This window comes from Erwinia psychrophila, from assembly GCF_039023475.1.
Lineage (GTDB): Bacteria > Pseudomonadota > Gammaproteobacteria > Enterobacterales > Enterobacteriaceae > Erwinia.
Window position 1 is genome coordinate 228,998 of the sequence record NZ_JBCHVB010000004.1, and the last position, 18,984, is coordinate 247,981.

Genomic DNA, 18,984 nt, shown 5'->3' on the forward strand with positions numbered 1-18,984 from the left:
CAATTCACCCTGCCATCGCCCGGCAATCCAGCCATCTCTCGCAGGATCCTCTTTATCGCGCCGGGCGCCTGCTGCGACGGGCTTTTCACCATTGAATGCGTGGGGGCGGGTGCGTAAGATTCTTTTTTACGTATTATAAATAAGAAACTGCTATGCAAGCCTCCATCGCCACATCGCCCGACGCCGAAAATGACGCCACGCCCGTAAACTCACGCGGTAAAGTACTCGTTGCTTCGCTGGTCGGCACCGCTATCGAATTTTTTGATTTTTACATCTATGCAACCGCTGCGGTCATCGTTTTTCCGCATATCTTCTTTCCTCAGGGTGATGCAACCGTTGCCACGCTCCAGTCGCTGGCGACCTTTGCGATTGCGTTTATCGCCCGCCCTATCGGGTCAGCGGTCTTTGGCCACTTTGGCGATCGCGTAGGCCGCAAGGCTACGCTTGTCGCCTCACTGCTGACGATGGGGATCTCCACCGTCGTGATCGGCCTGCTGCCGGGTTATGAAACCATTGGCGTCTTTGCACCGCTGCTGCTGGCGCTGGCCCGCTTTGGTCAGGGTCTCGGCCTGGGCGGTGAATGGGGCGGCGCGGCACTGCTGGCCACCGAAAATGCCCCGGCGAAGAAGCGCGCGCTCTACGGCTCTTTCCCCCAGCTTGGCGCCCCTATTGGCTTCTTCTTTGCCAACGGCACCTTCCTGCTGCTCTCCTGGCTGCTGACTGACGATCAGTTTATGCAGTGGGGCTGGCGCGTTCCTTTTATTCTTTCCGCCGTGCTGGTGCTGGTGGGCCTTTACGTTCGCGTCTCGCTGCATGAGTCACCGGTGTTCGCGAAAGTGAAAAAAGAGAAGAAGCAGGTCAAAGTTCCGATTGGAACGCTGCTGACGAAGCATCTGAAGGCGACCATTATCGGCACCTTCATTATGCTGGCAACCTACACCCTGTTTTACATTATGACGGTCTACTCCATGTCATATGGCACCACCGCCGCGCCGGGCGGGCTGGGCTTCCCGCGCAATACCATGCTGTGGATGCTGATGCTGGCGGTCATTGGCTTTGGCATCATGGTGCCGATCGCCGGCCTGCTGGCTGACCGCTATGGCCGCCGTAAAACGATGATTGTCATTACGCTGATGATTATCGCCTTTGCGATGATTTTCCCGTCAATGCTGGGCTCAGGCAGCCCGGCCATGGTGCTGGCGTTCCTGGTCTTCGGACTGAGCATTATGGGCCTGACGTTTGGCCCGATGGGCGCGCTCCTGCCGGAGCTGTTCCCGACGGAAGTCCGCTATACGGGCGCGTCATTTTCCTACAACCTCTCCTCGATCCTGGGCGCTTCCGTCGCACCCTATATCGCGACCTGGCTGGCGCATAACTATGGCCTGTTCTATGTCGGCGTCTACCTGGCGGCGATGGCCTGCCTGACGCTGTGCGCCCTGCTGGCCAGCAAAGAGACGCTGCACGACTCGCTGTTCGATTAAGCCGGATAGGGTGCTGGAAGTCCGGATGGGAAGCCGGACTCACCACCCATAACCCGCACGACGCAGCTATCAGTGCCTCTGGCCCGTAAAGAGCGGCCAGAACGTCTCAAGCAAGCCGCTTGTCCTGCATCCACCTGCTCAGCTCTGCTGAGCAGGTTTTTTTATTTTTTGTCGCTCTTCATCTGTTGCAGCACGTTAGTACACTGGTTGCCTTCATTATCGCTGGGCGAGATCAGCGCAAGCAGCGCCGCCGCCGGAGCCACCACGGCACCCAACGCAACGGCAGCGGCACCACGGGCAAGCAGCGGTCCGGCCTTCACGCCCGCGTCCGGATTTTTAAAAGTGCCGCGCACGTAGAGCGGTGAGCGCAGGGTAACGATGCGGATACCCTTACTTTCAGGGTCGATTGAAAGATCCAGCCGCTCGTTAGCGAAGTTTGTGGTGCCGCTGATATTAACGACCGCGTTCTGCGTATCAAAAACAAACAGCCGGGTGGCGGCCAGACCGTTCGTCACGTTCAGATCGGCGGCGGCACAGTTAATCCGCACTTCATCATCGCCAAACAGCTTGCCCACCACGTAGTTCCCCACGTTCAGGCCGACGATCTCCATCAGGTTACGGCTGATAACGCCATCATTCATCAGCAGCTTCAGATCGCCATTGCTGGTCGCCAGGATATCCGCCACGGAATTCCCGGTGCCGCGCAGCGTGGCATCGCCGTTAATCTGTCCCATACTGCTCTGCATCGCTTCAACGTCCGGGAAAAGCTGTTTCAGCTTCAGGTTACGGGCATGCAGATCGGCACGGGCGCGCATCGGCGTCCGGTCTCCCTCCATCCGTATTGTGGCGTTGAGGTTGCCTCCCGCGATGCCAAAGCGCAGCGGATCGAGCAGGATATTGCCGTTTTTCAGGACAAGATGCGTATAGAGATCGCTGAGCGGCAGCGAATTGCTGTGCTCAATGCGCTCGCCGCGAAACTTCACGTCGGCATCCATGACGTCCCAGCTTTTGGTTTCAAACTTATCATGCGGCAGCACGCGATCGGCAGGCTGGTTGTCCGCCTCACCGCGCTTCGCTTTTGCCTGTTCGGTTTTTTCGCTGCCTTTCCCGGAATTAACGCCTATCAGCGGGCCGAGATCCGCCATGCGCAGCTGTCGTGACGCCAGCGAACCTTCCAGTTTGGGCCGTGGTTTGCCCTGGGTATAGGTCAGTGAGCCGTGAATGTCGCTGTCACCGATATGACCATTGAACTTCTCATAACGGAACACCGGGCCGCCCTTCTGCTGGAAGCGGGCAATCAGGCGTCCATCCGTTTCGTAAGGAGGCGTGTCGGGCAGCAGAATACCCGTCAGGCCATAGAGGTTGGCCAGCGTATCGCCAGAGAAGCGCAGCCGTATATTCAGGCCGCCCAGATTGAGCGGATCTTGCAGGCTGCCCGCGACCTGAACACGGGTGGTGCCGTTGCGCACATCGGCCTGAAGGGGGAAAGGGGTTGTCTGGCTGCGCAGGGAAAGCATGCCGCCAATTTTCCCCTCGCCGGTGAGCTTTTCATCGTTATAGGTGCCGCTGGCCTTCCAGCCGAACACAAAGTCAGACGCCCCTTTCTGGCTGGCCTCTTCCTGATTGCCCGTGACCTGAGAAAAGGGCACAGGTTTACCCAGTGGATTAACCGTGACCTGGACGTCCGCCTTATTGATCGCATCCTGATAAGCAATCTGACTGCGATCAAACATAATGTTATCGAGGCGGAACGACCAGGCGGATGGCGGCTGGTCCGCATCGGCGTTGTCACTGCCGGCAAGGTTAAAGGTCCAGTTGTTTTTCCCCTCAGCGGTCTGGATCAGCCTGGCGTCGGGCTGGGTCAGTTTAATCCACGGGATATAAACCTCTTTTCCCAGCAGCGCCAGCGGTGCCAGGGTCGCCTCCGCGCGCTGGAGGTGGACCATAGTCACTTCGGGGATGTCAGGAGGATTGCCGAGCAGAATATCGTCGGCATGCACATGCGGCCAGGGGATCCAGCTGCGCCAGCCCGGCTCCTCCCGGTTACGCGTCCAGGCGACGCCCAAATCGCCGCGAATGGCAAAGGGACGGTTCAGCTCCGTCGAGACCTTCTGGTTGATAGTTGGCTTAATACGGTTCCAGTCAAAGGTGGCGATAACGATCGCCACCACGACAACCAGCAGCAAAAAAATCCCGACAATCCAACTGATTATTTTCCCGGTGCGTGACATACCTGTTCTCCATGCTCGCTTCTGTCTTCAGTAAAGATAGTCGAGAGCGGGCGAAAGGACATTACCCTAACCGAAGCGGTAAACTCCAACGTGAGCGAAAATTAAGGTTTTGTCGAACGCTCAGCGCTAACCCGGCGCGGCCAGCGTCGGCAAAATTTGCTCAGACCGCCCTGAAAAGCGGATAAACAGCCAGGAAACGGAAAAACAGGCGTGATGACACATAAAAATAAAACGGCGTTTTAAATTATTGACTCCATCCCCAGCCACGGTGAAACTAGGGGCAGAACAGATAACGGACTGATGAAAATGACCCAGAAAAGAATCGCCGTAATCGGCGAATGTATGATTGAGCTTTCACAAAAAAACAATGACTTAAGCCGTGAATTTGGCGGTGACACCCTCAACACGGCGGTCTACATTGCCCGCCAGGTTGAGGCTTCGCAGCTGAGCGTGGATTATGTTACCGCGCTCGGTACCGACAGCTTCAGCAGTGAGATGATCGCCGCATGGCAGCAGGAAGAGGTCCAGACCGCCCTAATCCAGCGTATGGATAATAAGCTGCCGGGCCTTTATGTCATCGAGACGGACGCCAGCGGCGAGCGCACCTTCTATTACTGGCGTAACGACGCGGCGGCCCGTTACTGGCTTGAGAGCGATCGCGCAGAGGAGATCTGTCAGCAGCTGGCGGAGTTCGACTATCTCTACCTGAGCGGCATCAGCCTGGCTATTCTCACGCCGCAGAGCCGTGAGAAGCTGATGACGCTGCTGTCAGCCTGTCGTCGCAACGGCGGGAAGGTTATTTTTGATAATAACTACCGCCCGCGCCTGTGGGCTTCTGCAGACGAGACGCAGACCGCCTATCAGGCCATGCTCGCCTGCACGGATATCGCTTTCCTGACGCTGGATGATGAAACCCTGCTCTGGGGCGAGGCGGACGTGGAGAAGGTGATTGCGCGAACGCGCGCCGCAGGCGTCAGCGAAATTGTTATCAAGCGGGGCGCGGAGTCCTGCCTGGTGTCGCTACCGGATGCGTCACTGATTGAGGTTCCTGCCGTGCAGCTCCCTGCCAGCAAAGTGATCGATACTACCGCAGCCGGCGACTCGTTCAGCGCAGGTTATCTGGCGGTACGGCTTTGCGGCGGCAGTGCAGAAGAGGCGGCGAAACGCGGTCACCTTACTGCCAGCACCGTGATCCAGCACCGTGGGGCCATTATTCCCCGGGCCGCAATGCCAGCCTGATTCGCTGTCGCTCAGGAGCATCCTGTCGGGTGCTCCTGATTAACGCCTCCACCCGCCATAATTATCTCCCTGCCTAAAGTTAAATCAGCAAAATAAAATCCCACACTCTCTTTTAGCTTCATCCCGAAAATAAAAGCGCTCCCTTATTTCAGCGGCTAATATTGGTATTAAGCTGTTATTTTCAATCGGCCTTTATCCCGCAGGTAATAAACGGAATTTAACAGAAAAATAATTTAAGCCTTTCTTTTAAATTGCTATGCCACGGCATTAGTTTAAATCTTAACTTCATGATTTTTATGGAGATAAAACTTATATCACTTAAATAAAAACAGTAGTAAATTTTATACTCTATTTTCCTGCTTACGGTGCTGGGGCGCCAGGTCACTAAAACGGATACGGACAGTACCGCTGGGTATAGTCTGATTCTGGACAAAACGCGAGGCAAAAGCTGGACGCTTTATTTATAAAACGGCACTGTCATCGCTATTCACCTTATTCCTGACCGGTCCGCCCGTTATTTTTAACGGCTGGCCTATACTCAAATAATGCTGCTCAGGAGCGCCTATGAAAACTGAAATTATTACTATCTGGCCGCAGGGCGACGCCCCTGGCGCCAGCGACTCGCGCGTTCAGCCGCAGATCGTCGATCTCGCGAAGGAATATGAACCCTTCGATCGTGCCGCCAGCGGTGTCCGCAGCCCGGAGATCGCGTTCTGGTATCCCGACGAGAAGAACGACAATGACGTCACGCTGCTGGTTACACCCGGCGGCGGCTTTGAACGCATCATGATCGATAAAGAAGGCAGTGCGCTGGCGATGTTTTTCACCGCGATGGGCTATACGCTGGCGGTGATGACCTATCGTTTTCCACAGGATGGCCATCACGAAGGCAGCGACGCGCCGCTGGCCGACGCACAGCGTGCTATTCGCGTGCTTCGTCATCGCGCCGCCCGCAAGCTTAACGGCAAGCGCATCGTGATGATGGGCTTCTCCGCCGGTGGCTACGTCGCCGCCAGCGCTGGCACCCGCTTCGGTGAAAAACTCTATCCAATACAGGATATTGCCGATTCGCTGAGCGCCCGGCCCGACGCGATGGTACTGCTCTATCCGGTCATCAGCATGCGCGAGGGGCTGGCGCATCCGGGCTCGCGCCTGCGGCTGCTGGGTGAGCATCCTGTTCAGCGGGAAATCGACGCGTATTCACTGGAAACGCGGGTAACGGAGCAGACGCCGCAGACGCTGCTGATCCATGCCGTAAATGATGAGTCGGTGCCGATCAATAACAGCATGGTGATGTTCAGCGCGCTGCGCGAGCATAAGGTTTCCAGCGAGCTGCACTTTTACGAGAAAGGCGGGCACGGCTTTGGCATCCGCAATGTCGCTGACCTGCCGCTGGCAAGCTGGCCGATGCTGGTCAATGAATGGCTGCGCGCACGGGCCTGGTAGGCAGCAGAGCGGCTTAACGCCGCCCTGCCCACTTAGTTTTGCCGGACCGGAATATCGGAGACTTCGGGCTGGGTTTCATCGACGACAGCCGCCGGTTCCGGCGCGGGCGTCATTACCGTCTGCCAGATGTTCTGAAGCGTTTTTACGTTGGTTTCCGGTTCGCCCTGCGGCTGCATCAGCACCATCGTCAGCTCCTGAGAAAGCTGCTGCCGCAGTTCCTGATTCATCAGTGACAGCGTCAGGCCGGACAGAAAAGTCTGCCGCAGCTTCTGATACTGTTCCGGGGCGATATCCACCACCGCATTCTGCTGCGACCGCAGCCGCTGGCTCATCAGTACGTCAGTATCGGTGCGGGCATAGGTGGCAAACAGCTTATTCAACTCCACCGTTTTCTGCGCCATCAGCGCGTCAAACTCCTCCTGCGGCAGACCGTTATCACGAATATTCGCCATCTCCTGGGCGATCAGTTTCAGGTTGCTCTCCAGCGTGGCGTTGTCCGCGTCGATATTGATCGCGCACTGGGCGCGCTGATAGAGCACGCGGCAGTCAAAGCCGACCTGAACCTTCTGGGCTTTATTCTCCGATAGCACCTTCTGCACGTGCCAGAACAGCGCTTCGCGGGCCAGATCGCTCTGCCAGTAGCGCTGCAAGCTTTGCGACTCGCGGATCGGCTGCCACGGGTTATCCCAGACCAGCGACAGGCGATCCTGCCGGAGGCTGCTGTTCACCAGGTTGACCGGCTGCGTCGGCAGCGGTGAGAGCGTTGGCATCGGGGAGGGCACTTCCCGCTGGCCCTGAAGCGACGAGAACGTTTTGCCGATCTGTTCAGCCAGGCTGCGGCTGTCAACGTTGCCGACCACAAACAGCGTCATGGCGTCCGGCGTGTACCACTGCCGATAAAAGGCGTTCAGCTTTTGCGGATCGACCGGCTGGCTGACCGCCGGGGCCGGATCGTGGCCCAGCAGCGTCGAGCCTTTCAGCCGATAGCGCCACCAGACGTCCTGCGGGTTGCCGGGCCAGGTGGCGATGGGGTCATCCGCACTGAGGGCGGTAGTGACCGTCTGCTCATCGATGTTCATCTCGCCGGCGGTGGCAGCCAGCCAGTTCAGCGCCTCTTTCAACAGCTCGGGACGGTTGTTCGGCAGGCTTAATGTATAGAGCGTATGGTCATAGGAGGTGAGCGCTGGGGGCTGTGGGCGATCGTGATCGATCCCCTGCTGCCAGAGCGAGCGCTGCTGCGCGGGTTCCAGCCTGACGTTGTGCACCAGCGCCAGACGGGGTAACAGATGGGTGAATCCGGCCTGCTGCGTACTCTCCACCAGCGAACCGGTATTGATCAGCAAGCGTACTTCAACGCGGTCACTTGGCCGCTGCGGCGTTGTCAGCACCTGCCAGCGAAAACCGTTATCCAGTTTTCCCTGCTGCCAGGCGGGATCGGGTTGGAGTGTTTCAGCCTGCACAGTGGTGGCGGCGGCCAGCACTATCCCACCAATCAAAAGACGCATTCTGGTGCCCTGCATGTGAACCCCTACTCAATCACAAACCAAAAAAATCACTGGCGATCTACGGCCTGTGGTTATCGACGTAAAGGATAACTCAGGGAAGCCGCTGTTTTTTTACGGAGCAGCTTCTTAGACCACGCGCCGGCAAGGATGTCGCGCCACCGGGTGAAAAAAGGAAAAAAATCTGTGAGGGTTATTATGCAAATGCCCGCCGCGAGGGCAAGTCGCGACGGGCATATGGCGGGATATTTATGTAATTAGACGGTTATTGTCACCTTTCAGGCTGTTTTTTCCTGTTTTTTCCGGGAAGAGAGCGTCTCTTTCAGCTGTTTCTCATCCAGCTGCCCAACCCACTTCGCCACCACAACCGTGGCCACACCGTTACCCACCAGATTAGTCAGCGCACGCGCTTCGGACATAAAGCGGTCGATACCCAGAATCAATGCCAGGCCTGCGACCGGCAGATGGCCTACCGCAGAGAGCGTCGCCGCCAGCACGATAAAGCCGCTCCCGGTGACGCCCGCCGCCCCTTTCGAGGAGAGCAGCAGCACCACCAGCAGCGTGATCTGGTGCGTGATATCCATATGCGCATTGGTCGCCTGAGCAATAAACACGGCGGCCATCGTCAGGTAAATGGAGGTTCCGTCCAGATTGAACGAGTAGCCCGTTGGGATCACCAGCCCGACCACGGATTTCTTACAGCCCAGATTCTCCATCTTCGCCAGCATTCGCGGCAGCGCGGACTCGGAAGAGGAAGTGCCCAGCACGATTAGCAGCTCTTCTTTGATATAGGCAATAAATTTGAAGATGTTGAAACCGACTACCCGGGCAATCAGGCCCAGCACCACCACCACAAAGAGTACGCAGGTGATGTAGAAGCAGATAATCAACTGACCCAGCTGCACCAGCGAGCCGACGCCATATTTACCGATGGTAAACGCCATCGCGCCAAAGGCACCGATGGGGGCGAGACGCATAATCATATTGATGATGCCGAAAATCACCTGGGAGAAGCTTTCAATGAAGTTAAACACCAGCGTGCCTTTGCTGCCCAGACGATGCAGCGCAAAGCCGAACATGATGGCGAAAAGCAGCACCTGAAGGATATTGCCGCTGGCGAATGCGCCGATCACGCTACCGGGGATAACGTCGAGCAGGAAAGCGATCACGCCCTGACTTTCGGCCTGCTGTGCATACACCGCCACCGCCTTCGCATCCAGCGTGCTCGGGTCAACATTCATTCCGGCGCCGGGCTGTAGCACGTTGACCACGACCAGACCGATAATCAGTGCCACCGTACTGACGATTTCAAAATAGAGCAGCGCCACGGCGCCGGTGCGCCCGACCGCCTTCATACTTTCCATGCCGGCAATGCCGGTCACGACGGTGCAGAAAATCACCGGCGCGATGATCATTTTGATGAGCTTAACAAAGGCGTCGCCCAGCGGCTTCATCTGCGCGCCCAGCTCGGGATAGAAGTGACCCAGCAAGACGCCGACGGCGATCGCCGTTAACACCTGGAAATAAAGGCTTTTAAACAGGGATAGTTTCATAAAATGTCCGTGCTGCGTGGATGGCGGGTTATCGCTTTCGTTATGGTCGAATATGCGCGTGAAAATAACACCCCGTTAACGAGATTGATATAACTTGTCACATGCCACGGCGGATGCAGATAGCGTTTTATGAGCTGAATCACGTCAGCAAAACCTATCCCTGCGCTTTTTGATCAAAAGAAAAAGGACAACAGGGCCACTGATAGGTAGAGGATGACCGCTAAGCTTGCGGTGCCGGGGAAAAATACTTCTGGTTGAATGAGGCGACCGGCAGCGCCTCCGAGTAGAGATACCCCTGGCCTATCTGAATCCCACGCGCCAGCAGCCAGTCGCGCTGATCGGCGGTTTCCACGCCCTCGGCAATGACATCCAGCCCGACAATCTCCGCAATGGCGGCCACGATGCGTACCATAGTGTCATCATGCGGCAGCATACAGACGAAGCTGCGATCCATTTTCAGCTTGCTGACGGGCAATGATTTAAACTGGCTGAGCCAGTTCAGATTGGCGTAGCCCATACCAAAATCATCCAGCGCCACGGCGACACCCACCTGTTGAAGCTCGCTCAACAGCCGCAGCGCCTTCTCTGGCTCGCCTATCTGAGCAGTCTCGGTGATTTCCAGCATCAGGCTGCCTGGCGTAATACGGTGTTTTTGGATAAGATCGCGGAGGTGCGTCACCATATCCGGCTCCCGCAGCTGCACGGCGGAGAGATTGACGCTCAGCGGCAGTGCAATGCCCTGTTTCTGCCAGTCGGCCAGTACCTGGCACGACTCTTCAAACACCCAGCGCCCCAGCGAACCGATCACGCCAATCTCCTCGGCATTGACAATCAGCTCTTCCGGCAGCGCCCAGCTGCCGTCCGGCTGATGCTGACGAAGCAGCGCTTCGGCCCCCACCAGCCTGCCGCTGTGCATATCCACCTGCGGTTGCAGAAACAGCCTGAACTCCCCTTCAGCCAGGCCTTGCAGGATGTCGTACTCCTGCGTCAGGCGTTTGTGCGCTCGCGCCATCATGGCCGGATCGAAGAATAAAATCTGATTTTTACCCTGCTGGTGAGCCGACATCATCGCCGAGGCCGCGCGGCTGAGAAAATCCTGAGCGGTCGTCTGGCTGGCGGCACGTTGGGTGATGCCGATACTGAGAACAGGCCGCAGCTGCATCTGATGCAGCGTCACCGGCTGGTTAAGGCGCATCAGCAATACCCTCGCCAGCCGCATGGCGCGGAAAGGGTTATTCGCCCGCTTAACGAGCAGCGCAAAGTCGCTAAGGGAGAGCTGCCCCACGACCGTGGCATCATCAATACAGCCGCGGATCTTTTCCAGCAGCGTAAGCAGCAGCGCGTCCCGCTGTTCATCCGTCACCACGCCGTTCGCGTCCTCCAGCGTCTCTATGCGCAGCACCATTACCGTAAAGATTTCGCCATCGGGGATGGCGCTGAGATGCTGTTCAAGCAGTGCCAGGAACAGCGCCTTATTGGGCAGGTTAGTCAGTGCGAACCGGGTGGTCAGCTGGCTCATCTCATCATGAACCGATTCCACCACCTTCTGATTGCGGTTATAGCTGCGGATCAGCATCCCCAGCTCATCATTGCGGTGACGGTTGGGCAGCGCCAGCTGATGGGTAATCACATCCTGTGCCGGTAGCGCCTGCAGCTCGTTGGCAATTTTACCCAGTGGACGCACGATCAGCTTATTAATACACCAGCTGATCGCTACGGAGAGGATCAGGGCCAGCAGAAGATAGGTGGTAACCATCGTTGAGACGGCGCTGAGGATAAACTGATAGACCCGCCATGAGTCTGCCTGAAGGATGAGCAGCGCCATCGGTTTAGGATTAGATGGCTCAACAGAATAGAGCGGCACGGTGATCTGCACCGGCAGCTCAAACACTTTTGCGATGAGTTCAGGGACCGGCTTTGCAGGTTCGAAATCGGTATGCAGCGCCTGAAGCCCATCGGGCAGCACGACCTCCGCCCGGCCCAAAATCCCCGCCGGTTTCAGCGAATTCAGGATCACTTCAGCCTGGCTGATATCCGCCTTCAGCACCGCCTGCGCCAGCGGCACCCGCACGGTATGGGCCACATTTTCCATCTGCTGGGCGTAGTCAATCCTGCGCTGCTGCACAAAGTGGAAAAGCTGAATGACGATAAAAATAGAGATGGTGACAACCGCAACGCCCGATATGGTCGCCATCTGTTTTATCGTTAATGAACGACTGACGCGCAAGCCTGCTCTCCAACATCCTGTATGCCACCCCGGGCGGGCAGCAAAAACTGTCCTGAGTATATCGTATGGCGGCTACTTGTTAAGTTATCCCGCACGGTAAGCGCCCGATTAAGGCTTTTCCGGGGATAAAGCGGCCTTTTTTGCCTGAACGGGCGGACGGGAAACCGCATGAACACCCGGGGCGGCCCGTTCAGAGCGCCCTTTGTAAAGAACGCGCGTAAACCTGACGCCGCGGCAAGTATAATCTGTTACCCGCGGCATATCGATACCCGCGTCCATCTCGGCGATAAGCAAAAAAAATCCCTCGCTATACTTAAGAAAAGTCTTAAGTCGTGTTTCAATGGGTTTGCCTTAACTAGTCAGGTATATTGGCAAAATAGCCTGGAAAAGCTTCACGTCAATCGGGCTACCCCTAAGGTCCTGAACTATGAGTGATACAAAAAAAGCAACGTCCGCTTTCACCCTGGGTTTCGGACAGGCCACACAGGCATGTATGAGGATGCAGCCGGCGGGCTGCTACTGGGTAACGGTGAACCCTGAGGAAGATGCGCGTCTGCTGGCACGGCAGTGCGTCAGCACCCAGCACCCGGTTGCGCTTATCCATTCGGGAATGGGGCATGACGTTCTGCTCTCTGACGATCCGGCCGCTGTTGCGCCGATCGTTCTGCCGGAGACGGAAGAGGCGGTGATGGGGCTGGCTGACGATCCGGCGGCCATCCTTCCGCGCTCGCCCGGCGTTATCCTCTTTTTCACCACAGCCTCATTGTGGGAGATGCTCTCCGCAGATACGCGCTATCGCTGGATGAAAAAAATGCAGGCTTTTATCGCCGCCCAGCAATCCACCCTGCTCATTATTACCGCCACGCCGGAAACCAATCCCCTTCGTCCGCAGCTGCAAACTTTTTACCGTTATCTTAGCGGCCTGTCCCATCTCAGCCGGCATCATGACCACTGGGATTACCGCATCAGCTGGTGGACAGATAACGACGGTATGCTGACTGACCGGACATTACGGCTGTCATTAACTGCCGGGCGGTTTACACAGATAAGTGATGAACAACAGGCTGCGCCGCCAGTGCCGGATGATGTGCAGCTTTATCTGGTGGAGAAGTCCGTACTTGAGGATGCCGCGCCGGACGCCAGCCACTGGCGCCTGTTTGAGAATAATGCTGAGCTGTACAGCCGCGCCCGCCAGGCAGAGGCCGCTACCGTGGTGTTTTCCCTGCACCACAGTGAAGAGATAGCCAGCCTGGCGAGCCATATTCACAGCCTGCGCCGCAGCCGGGGCAGCGCGTTGAAAATTGTGGTGCGCGAAAAACAAGCCGCGCTGCGTTACAGCAACGAGCGTCTTCTGCTTGCCTGCGGCGTTAACGCCATTGTTCCCTTTACCGCGCCGGTGTCGCGCCTGTTCGCTATCCTGGAGGGGATTCAGGGGCACGCTTATAATCGTCACGTCCCTGCCGAACTGGATGCACTGCTCAGATCCATCCACCCTTTGCAGGAAAGAGGCTATTTACCACCAGCATGCTTTTTCCGTTCTGTCACCGGGCGCATCAACAACGCGCTGCTGCCGGAAAACAGTAAGGGGTTGCTGATCGCCCTCGATACGGTGCCCGAACTCTCTGCCACAGAGGCGTTAGAACTTTGCAAACCGCGTCGCTTTGGCGATGTGGTCACGCTGGCGGAAGAGAAACTCTGGTTGTTCCTCTCCTCCTGCCGCTACAGCGATCTGGATACCGCCCTCCGGTTCATCTTTCGCCAGCCCCATGAGCATATGTTCAGTCGCCGCACGGTATGGCATAAGGATGCAGAGATTATCGGCCTTATCAGCGAGCAGACCGGACAGAGTGACCGCCCGCAGAGCGTGCATGCCGGGGACGTTCTTACTTTCCGCAACCTCCCTCACGATCACATGCCGGATGAAGCCCCCCCGGATGAAACCTCCTGACAGAGCGGCGCAGGCTCACGGTGGATAAGATCAAAAAAGCGTGCCGGAGGCACGCTTTTTTCTTACCGATCTTTCAGCGCCAGCCAGGTCAGCAGCCGCAGGCTGGAGGAGTAGTAATCCTCTTTGTCATACAGCCGGTCACTGAGGAACTGACTCTGACTGAGGGTCAAATCCCGCACCGCCAGCAGGCCGCCCGCCATGTTATAGGGCGCTTTGTTATTGCTCAGCACATCGATCCACGCCGGGGTCTGTGACCGTGAAAAATTCATCCAGAAGCGCTGGAACGGAACCAGCTGCAAACTTTGCGGATCGTACCAGTAAAGATAGAGCGGTACGCGTATGGCATCGTAGCTGAAGCGCGGCGGCCATGCGGTGGCAGGCGCAACGCTGCCGTCGGCGTTCAGCGCCACCCAGTCAACCGGCAGGCCCGCCTCGCCAAAGCGCATTTTTTCCAGCAGCGCCATGCCGCTATCGATCAGCGTATTCCAGACTTTCAGATGACTGCGACGGGCAAAGTCGCGCCACGCCGGAAAGAGGAAATAAGAAGGGTTAAGCACTACATAGCTGGTTTTATTAAAACCATTATTACCCGGAAGCATCACCGTATAGCCGCCAAAGGTGATGACGTCCCGCGCAATGATGGCCTTCTGAATCCGATCCGACGCGGCCAGATAAGCGTTGTTATGCCATTTCTCTCCCGCTTTTAGCAGCGCCCAGGCGATCAGGACATCACCATCGGACGCGTTGTTCTTGTCGGCAACAGGATCGGCGGCTGAGGGAACGTATTTCCAGTAGAACAGTCCGGTCTGCGGATTCTGGAGGTACTGCTGCGTCCAGCGCCACAGGCTGTCAAAGCCGCTGCGGTCGTTGTACCACACCGCCATCAGCATCGCGTAGCCCTGCCCTTCAGTGTGGCTGATGTTATTGTTGCCGGTATCCTGCACGCGGCCTTCGCTGGTCATATAGCGACCTTTGAACGCCCCCCAGCCTTCCGCCGCGCTCGCCTGCACGCAGCCTGCCATTAACGCCAGCACCATCATACTCGCCCTGAGAAACCTCATTATCCTGTTCCTTACATCTGGTAGCGGAAATTCAGCGTTGTTTCGCTGTCGGTTGCTTCACACAGCACAGGGACGGCCTGACTGCCGCCCTGATCGCGCAGCCAGCGGGCGTAGAGGCCGGTCAGCACCGCGCCCAGCGCCTGATGCCACTTCTGCGCCGCCATCTGCCCATCTCCTGTCGGCAAAGCATGGTGACAGATGAGCAGCGAGGTCTCACGCGGGGCCAGATCGACGAAGCCCCAGTTAAAGCGTGCCAGAACCTGGTTAATCTGAGCTTCCAGGTCTGCCACGGTCCGCGCGGCGCCCAGAGGGTAGCGTGTTGCCAAATCCTCCCCCATCTGTTGCAGAAAAGCGTGGCTTTCCTGCTCGCCGCCATTGCGTAACATGCCGTTAATCATCAGGCTGAGCAGATCGAACCAGCCCGGCTGAGACTGCTGCTGGCGATAGTAGTGCAGGGTACGATCCTGTAAGTCACTCATGCTTATTTGTCCCCGAGCATATAGCGGAAGTAAAGTCTGGCGGTGCTTTCGTTGTAATCACCAAAAGTGTCGTAGCCCAGCTGTCCACCAATGGTCACATCTTTATTCACCTTGTAGTCCGCGCCGGCGTGCAGATTATAGCCAATGCCGTTTTTGCTGCTGCCTTCATAGTAAGCATCTTCAACGTAGCCTCTGTCCGCAAAGCCCTCAAGCTGGGCCTGCTTCTCCGGATCGGTCGGGAACCAGGCGCTGCGATCCTGTGAATAGGATTGATAGCCTACTGAACCGCCCACGGACATTTTCAGATCGTCGTAGTTCCGGCTCCAGTCAACGGGGAAGGAAACCGCCACGAAGTCCTGCGGGCTGAAGTATCCCCCCTGGCCGTAGCTGTAGTAGCTGAGGTTTTTCGAGAAATCCATCCAGCTGATGCTGATACCGGTTTTCAGTTCGCCGCTGGCGTCGTGGAACGGGCGCACATAGGCTCCCGCGTTGCCGACAATACTCTGGTTACTCTTGACGTTTTCACCGATGTAGCTGTAGCCGCCGGCACCGAAATAGAATCCGGCATCGCCATTGTCATAACTCAACAGCGCGTTACCGCCGTTCTTCGTCACACGGCCCCAGCGCTTGCCGCTCAGCTTATCTTCAACGCCCACGTAGGAGAGCAGGCTGTCGGTGACAGCGCGGCGCTCGCCGGTCAGGATCAGCGTCAGATAGTCCGTCAGCTTAGGTGACCACTGAACGCCACCCACCAGCGTGCTGAGATCCTGCCCCAGCGGCGTGGAGCCAAGATCGATTTTAAAATTATCGTTGGTCAGGCCGAGGTTCACCTCAACGCCGGAGGCGTTCTGCGATCCAGGTGAGTTAAGCTTCACTTCGCCGGGATCGATGTCGTTCGCCTGCGCTATGCGGCCCTGCTCAAGCGCCTGCGTACCAAAGCGCGACAGGGCGCTGCCGGAAGGGCTGCCCGCGCTGAGGGTGACCGGCGTCAGCGTAAAGTCGAAGCGCGTATCGCCGTAAGGCACCGTTGACCAGGTCAGCGGCGCTTTCGCCTCGGTCAGCTTGCTGAGGCCTGATTCGCCATCGCGTCCTCTGACCTGCACAGTACCCTGCGTCCAGGTCCCGGTACGCTCCTCCAGGGTATCCATCATGGTATCGATCTGATGCAGCGTCTGGTTCTGTTGCGATGGCACGTTGACGCCAGCGGTCTGAAGCACCGTATCGCTGCTGCCAGCATCCTGCTGCCAGGGCATTACGGTGCCATAGGCGGAAGGCGAACGACGCGTGGAGAGCGTGGTTCTGTTGATAAACGGATTATCCGTCAGCGCCATCCCGCCGATGACCGGGGTGGTGCCGGTCGTGGCGCCCTCAAGGCCGATCATCTTACCGCGCGCGGTTCGCAGGTAGGACAGCGCCTGCTGATGCTCGCCGTCGGCTTCCGCCACGCGCGCCATTAACAGCAGGCGTTCCGGCGTCTGCTCGCCGCGCAGCCCCGCCGCCAGGCTTTTCGCTTTCGGCAGGTCGTTACTGGCGAGCGCCACGTCGATGGCGCCCACGCGGGCATCCTGCGTTGGCGTGTCTCGGGTCATCAGGTAGTCATAGACGACGCCCGCTTCTTTGTTCATCTTGCCGGACTGGTAAAGCCGTCCCATGGCGAACATCAGATCGCTATTCTGCGGATCGTGCTGCAACGCGCCAATCAGTTTGTCGTAAGCGGCGGCATACTGTTTCTGCTCGCGCAGACGATCGGCTTCCTGAATGACATAGCCATTCTGAATCCCCGCCAGCTGGGCTGGCGTGCTGCGGGATTGCAGTTCCGGGTTGCGCAGGAAGCTCTGCGCTTCTCCGCTCAGGCCAGCCTGGTTCAGCACCGCCACCTGAGCCGCATAATCGCCCGCGTCGCCCCTGACGCCCTGCTGCATATTGCTGCGCACCAGAGAGACTGCCGTGGTGATATCGCCGGCATCGGCCAGCGCTTCCGCCAGGTTTCCCACATCCGCCGGATTCTCCGGAGGATTGACCGCCAGCGCCTTCAGCGTATTCGCCGCTGCCGCATTTGCGCCCTGCGCCAGATATTGCTGCGCCACGGCCATTTGCAGGTTGAAGTTCACCCGGCGGGAGAGGTCACGCATCGCGCCGTTCTGGCTGCGTGCCGGAATGCGCGCAAGCAGTGACTGCGCCTGCTGCCACGCGCCGCTTTCGCTGGCAAACAGCGCACCGGCATAGATTTCGTTGCTGCTGGCACCCTGCCGGAAGGCGGGCTGCATCACCCCGGCGGCCAGGCTGGTATTGCCCTGCTGCTGGTAAATCCGGGCGAGATCGAGACGCAGCCAGGCATCGTTCGGGAAGCGCTGCATGCCCTGCTGAAGCAGGGTAATGGCCTGCTGCGGATTACCCGCGTCGAGCGCCTGCTTAGCCTGACGGCGAACCGGCTCGCTGGTGACGGCGGGCCGCGGCGTCACGCTCTCCCGCACGCTGGCGGGCAGCGAAGAAAGCAGCGTGCTGGCCTCTTCGCTACGGTTTTGCTGACGCAGCACATAGAACAGCCCTTCTTTCGCCGCGCGGTTATCGGGGTCGCCTGCCAGCACGGCGCGATAGGTCTGCTCGGCGGCTTCGGGCTGATTGCTGCGGCGCTGGACGTCAGCGCGGAACAGCCTGGCGGAGAGGCCCTTTTCACCTTCGGCCTGGGTTAGCGGCTCACTCAGGCTCAGCGCCTGCGCCGTATCACCGGATTTCATCGCCTGCTGAGCCGCCGCCAGCTGGGCATAGAAGCGGGCATCAGTTGCCTGCTGCTGACGCTGCTGCGCGTTTTCGCCACCCTGCTTTGCGGCGCGATCGAGATAGTCAGCGGCGGCGGCATAGTCGCCGCTGCGCTGCGCAACATAGCCCAGTCCGGCCAGCGCATCCGCATCCTCCGGGCTGGCCTCAAGTACGCGATTAAAAGCGCTCTGGGCGCCGGAGACATCACCGCTGTTCAGGGCTGTGAAGCCCTGGCCTTTCTCAGCGCCGCCGACGTTTTTACGGAAGTACGCCATCACCGCGCTGTCCTGAGGATGACGCTGCTGGTAAGTCTGGTAGCGCGCCGCATCATCAGGCTGCGGTGCCAGCCAGAGCAGCGCCTGCCGCAGCGAACGATCCGCCTCCGCATTGCCGTCCGCCAGGGCTTCGAGCATCTGGAGTCCTTCCCGACGGGTCGGCTCCTGATAGGTCAGCGCCTTACCTAACGCCAGCTTCGCGCCAATATCCTGCGGATGCTGCGCGGAGAACTGGCGCAGATTATCCACCGCCTGCGGCAGCAGCGTGCGGTCGCCTGCCATGGTCAGATAGTACTCAGCCGCAACGCTGGCCGGTGGCTCGTTACCGCTGAAGGTATTGCGCCAGGTTTGCAGCGAGGCGGCGATATTTCCGCTGCTCGCCTGCTGACGAGCCAGCGTTAACTGGGCGGCGGGGATCGCCCGCAGCTGACGTGCGTTATCCAGTTCCACCATGCGCGGATCCTGGGGGGAGACGTCGCTGAGGCGGGTGCGCCATTTCTCCGCCGTCGCGTTATCACCGCCCTGCTGCGCCCACAGCGCCATAAGATACATCGCCTGGGTATTCTTGCCGTCGACCATCAGCACTTTGTTCAGCGCGTCGCGGGCGAGGTCATCGTGGGCTTTCTGATGCCAGTAGTTAGCCTGGTCGAACAGCGCCTGCAGGGCCGGATTACTCTCGGCCGCAAGCGTTGGGAAGGCGAATACCGACGCGGCGAGCGTCAGGCCGGGGACCCACATCAGGCGAAGTCTGGCGGTCAGTATTGTCATTTTCATCATGGTCT

11 protein-coding genes are annotated in these 18,984 nt (G+C 58.3%); 4 read left to right on the top strand and 7 right to left on the bottom strand.

Annotated features, from left to right (window positions below; translation table 11 throughout):
* The first annotated feature begins 152 nt into the window (after nt 1-152).
* A complete protein-coding gene (locus AAH446_RS12175) occupies nt 153-1,481 on the top strand; it encodes an MFS transporter (protein WP_342906949.1) in 1,329 nt (442 codons plus the stop codon).
* Nucleotides 1,482-1,642: 161 nt separating this feature from the next.
* On the opposite strand, the gene AAH446_RS12180 is transcribed toward AAH446_RS12175, so the two are convergent.
* Nucleotides 1,643-3,712: an AsmA family protein gene (locus AAH446_RS12180; RefSeq protein WP_342906950.1), complete on the bottom strand. Its 2,070-nt coding sequence runs from the start codon at nt 3,710-3,712 to the stop codon at nt 1,643-1,645.
* Between the two features lie 306 nt (nt 3,713-4,018).
* Here AAH446_RS12180 and kdgK point away from each other — a divergent pair, with 306 nt between their 5' ends.
* Both kdgK and AAH446_RS12190 read left to right on the top strand, forming a co-directional pair.
* Entirely contained in the window at nt 4,019-4,951 is a 933-nt protein-coding gene (kdgK, locus tag AAH446_RS12185; RefSeq protein ID WP_342906951.1) for a 2-dehydro-3-deoxygluconokinase, read from the top strand.
* 564 nt (nt 4,952-5,515) lie between these two features.
* Nucleotides 5,516-6,397 (top strand): alpha/beta hydrolase, encoded by an 882-nt coding sequence (locus AAH446_RS12190; protein WP_342906952.1) that lies wholly within the window; start codon nt 5,516-5,518, stop codon nt 6,395-6,397.
* Nucleotides 6,398-6,429: 32 nt separating this feature from the next.
* Here AAH446_RS12190 and AAH446_RS12195 read toward each other — a convergent pair whose 3' ends face one another.
* From AAH446_RS12195 to hmsP, 3 genes are all read right to left on the bottom strand, one after another.
* A complete protein-coding gene (locus AAH446_RS12195; protein ID WP_342906953.1) occupies nt 6,430-7,917 on the bottom strand; it encodes a M16 family metallopeptidase in 1,488 nt (495 codons plus the stop codon).
* Nucleotides 7,918-8,177: 260 nt separating this feature from the next.
* Nucleotides 8,178-9,452, bottom strand: coding sequence for a dicarboxylate/amino acid:cation symporter (locus tag AAH446_RS12200; RefSeq protein WP_342906954.1), 1,275 nt, complete (start codon nt 9,450-9,452; stop codon nt 8,178-8,180).
* A 220-nt stretch (nt 9,453-9,672) separates the two neighbouring features.
* Entirely contained in the window at nt 9,673-11,679 is a 2,007-nt protein-coding gene (gene hmsP, locus AAH446_RS12205) for a biofilm formation regulator HmsP (protein ID WP_342906955.1), read from the bottom strand.
* A gap of 427 nt (nt 11,680-12,106) precedes the next feature.
* Here hmsP and bcsE point away from each other — a divergent pair, with 427 nt between their 5' ends.
* The gene (gene bcsE / locus AAH446_RS12210; protein ID WP_342906956.1) at nt 12,107-13,627 is read left to right on the top strand and encodes a cellulose biosynthesis protein BcsE; all 1,521 of its coding nucleotides are present in this window, start codon (nt 12,107-12,109) and stop codon (nt 13,625-13,627) included.
* 62 nt (nt 13,628-13,689) lie between these two features.
* On the opposite strand, the gene AAH446_RS12215 is transcribed toward bcsE, so the two are convergent.
* Genes AAH446_RS12215 through AAH446_RS12225 form a run of 3 tightly spaced genes read right to left on the bottom strand, consistent with a single transcriptional unit; the run spans nt 13,690 to nt 18,976 of the window.
* A complete protein-coding gene (locus tag AAH446_RS12215; RefSeq protein ID WP_342907128.1) occupies nt 13,690-14,664 on the bottom strand; it encodes a glycosyl hydrolase family 8 in 975 nt (324 codons plus the stop codon).
* Nucleotides 14,665-14,699: 35 nt separating this feature from the next.
* Entirely contained in the window at nt 14,700-15,167 is a 468-nt protein-coding gene (gene bcsD / locus AAH446_RS12220) for a cellulose biosynthesis protein BcsD (RefSeq protein ID WP_342906957.1), read from the bottom strand.
* Nucleotides 15,168-15,169: 2 nt separating this feature from the next.
* Nucleotides 15,170-18,976 carry a cellulose biosynthesis protein BcsC gene (locus AAH446_RS12225; RefSeq protein ID WP_342907129.1) on the bottom strand — a complete coding sequence of 1,269 codons (3,807 nt, stop codon included), beginning with the start codon at nt 18,974-18,976 and terminating at the stop codon, nt 15,170-15,172.
* Between the last annotated feature and the right edge of the window lie 8 nt (nt 18,977-18,984).

Coding starts and splice junctions, on each gene's coding strand:
- AAH446_RS12175 (WP_342906949.1), top strand. CDS start 153: ATGCAAGCCTCCATCGCCACATCGCCCGACGCCGAAAATGACGCCACG.
- AAH446_RS12180 (WP_342906950.1), bottom strand. CDS start 3,712: ATGTCACGCACCGGGAAAATAATCAGTTGGATTGTCGGGATTTTTTTG.
- kdgK (WP_342906951.1), top strand. CDS start 4,019: ATGACCCAGAAAAGAATCGCCGTAATCGGCGAATGTATGATTGAGCTT.
- AAH446_RS12190 (WP_342906952.1), top strand. CDS start 5,516: ATGAAAACTGAAATTATTACTATCTGGCCGCAGGGCGACGCCCCTGGC.
- AAH446_RS12195 (WP_342906953.1), bottom strand. CDS start 7,917: ATGCAGGGCACCAGAATGCGTCTTTTGATTGGTGGGATAGTGCTGGCC.
- AAH446_RS12200 (WP_342906954.1), bottom strand. CDS start 9,452: ATGAAACTATCCCTGTTTAAAAGCCTTTATTTCCAGGTGTTAACGGCG.
- bcsE (WP_342906956.1), top strand. CDS start 12,107: ATGAGTGATACAAAAAAAGCAACGTCCGCTTTCACCCTGGGTTTCGGA.
- AAH446_RS12215 (WP_342907128.1), bottom strand. CDS start 14,664: ATGGTGCTGGCGTTAATGGCAGGCTGCGTGCAGGCGAGCGCGGCGGAA.
- bcsD (WP_342906957.1), bottom strand. CDS start 15,167: ATGAGTGACTTACAGGATCGTACCCTGCACTACTATCGCCAGCAGCAG.
- AAH446_RS12225 (WP_342907129.1), bottom strand. CDS start 18,976: ATGAAAATGACAATACTGACCGCCAGACTTCGCCTGATGTGGGTCCCC.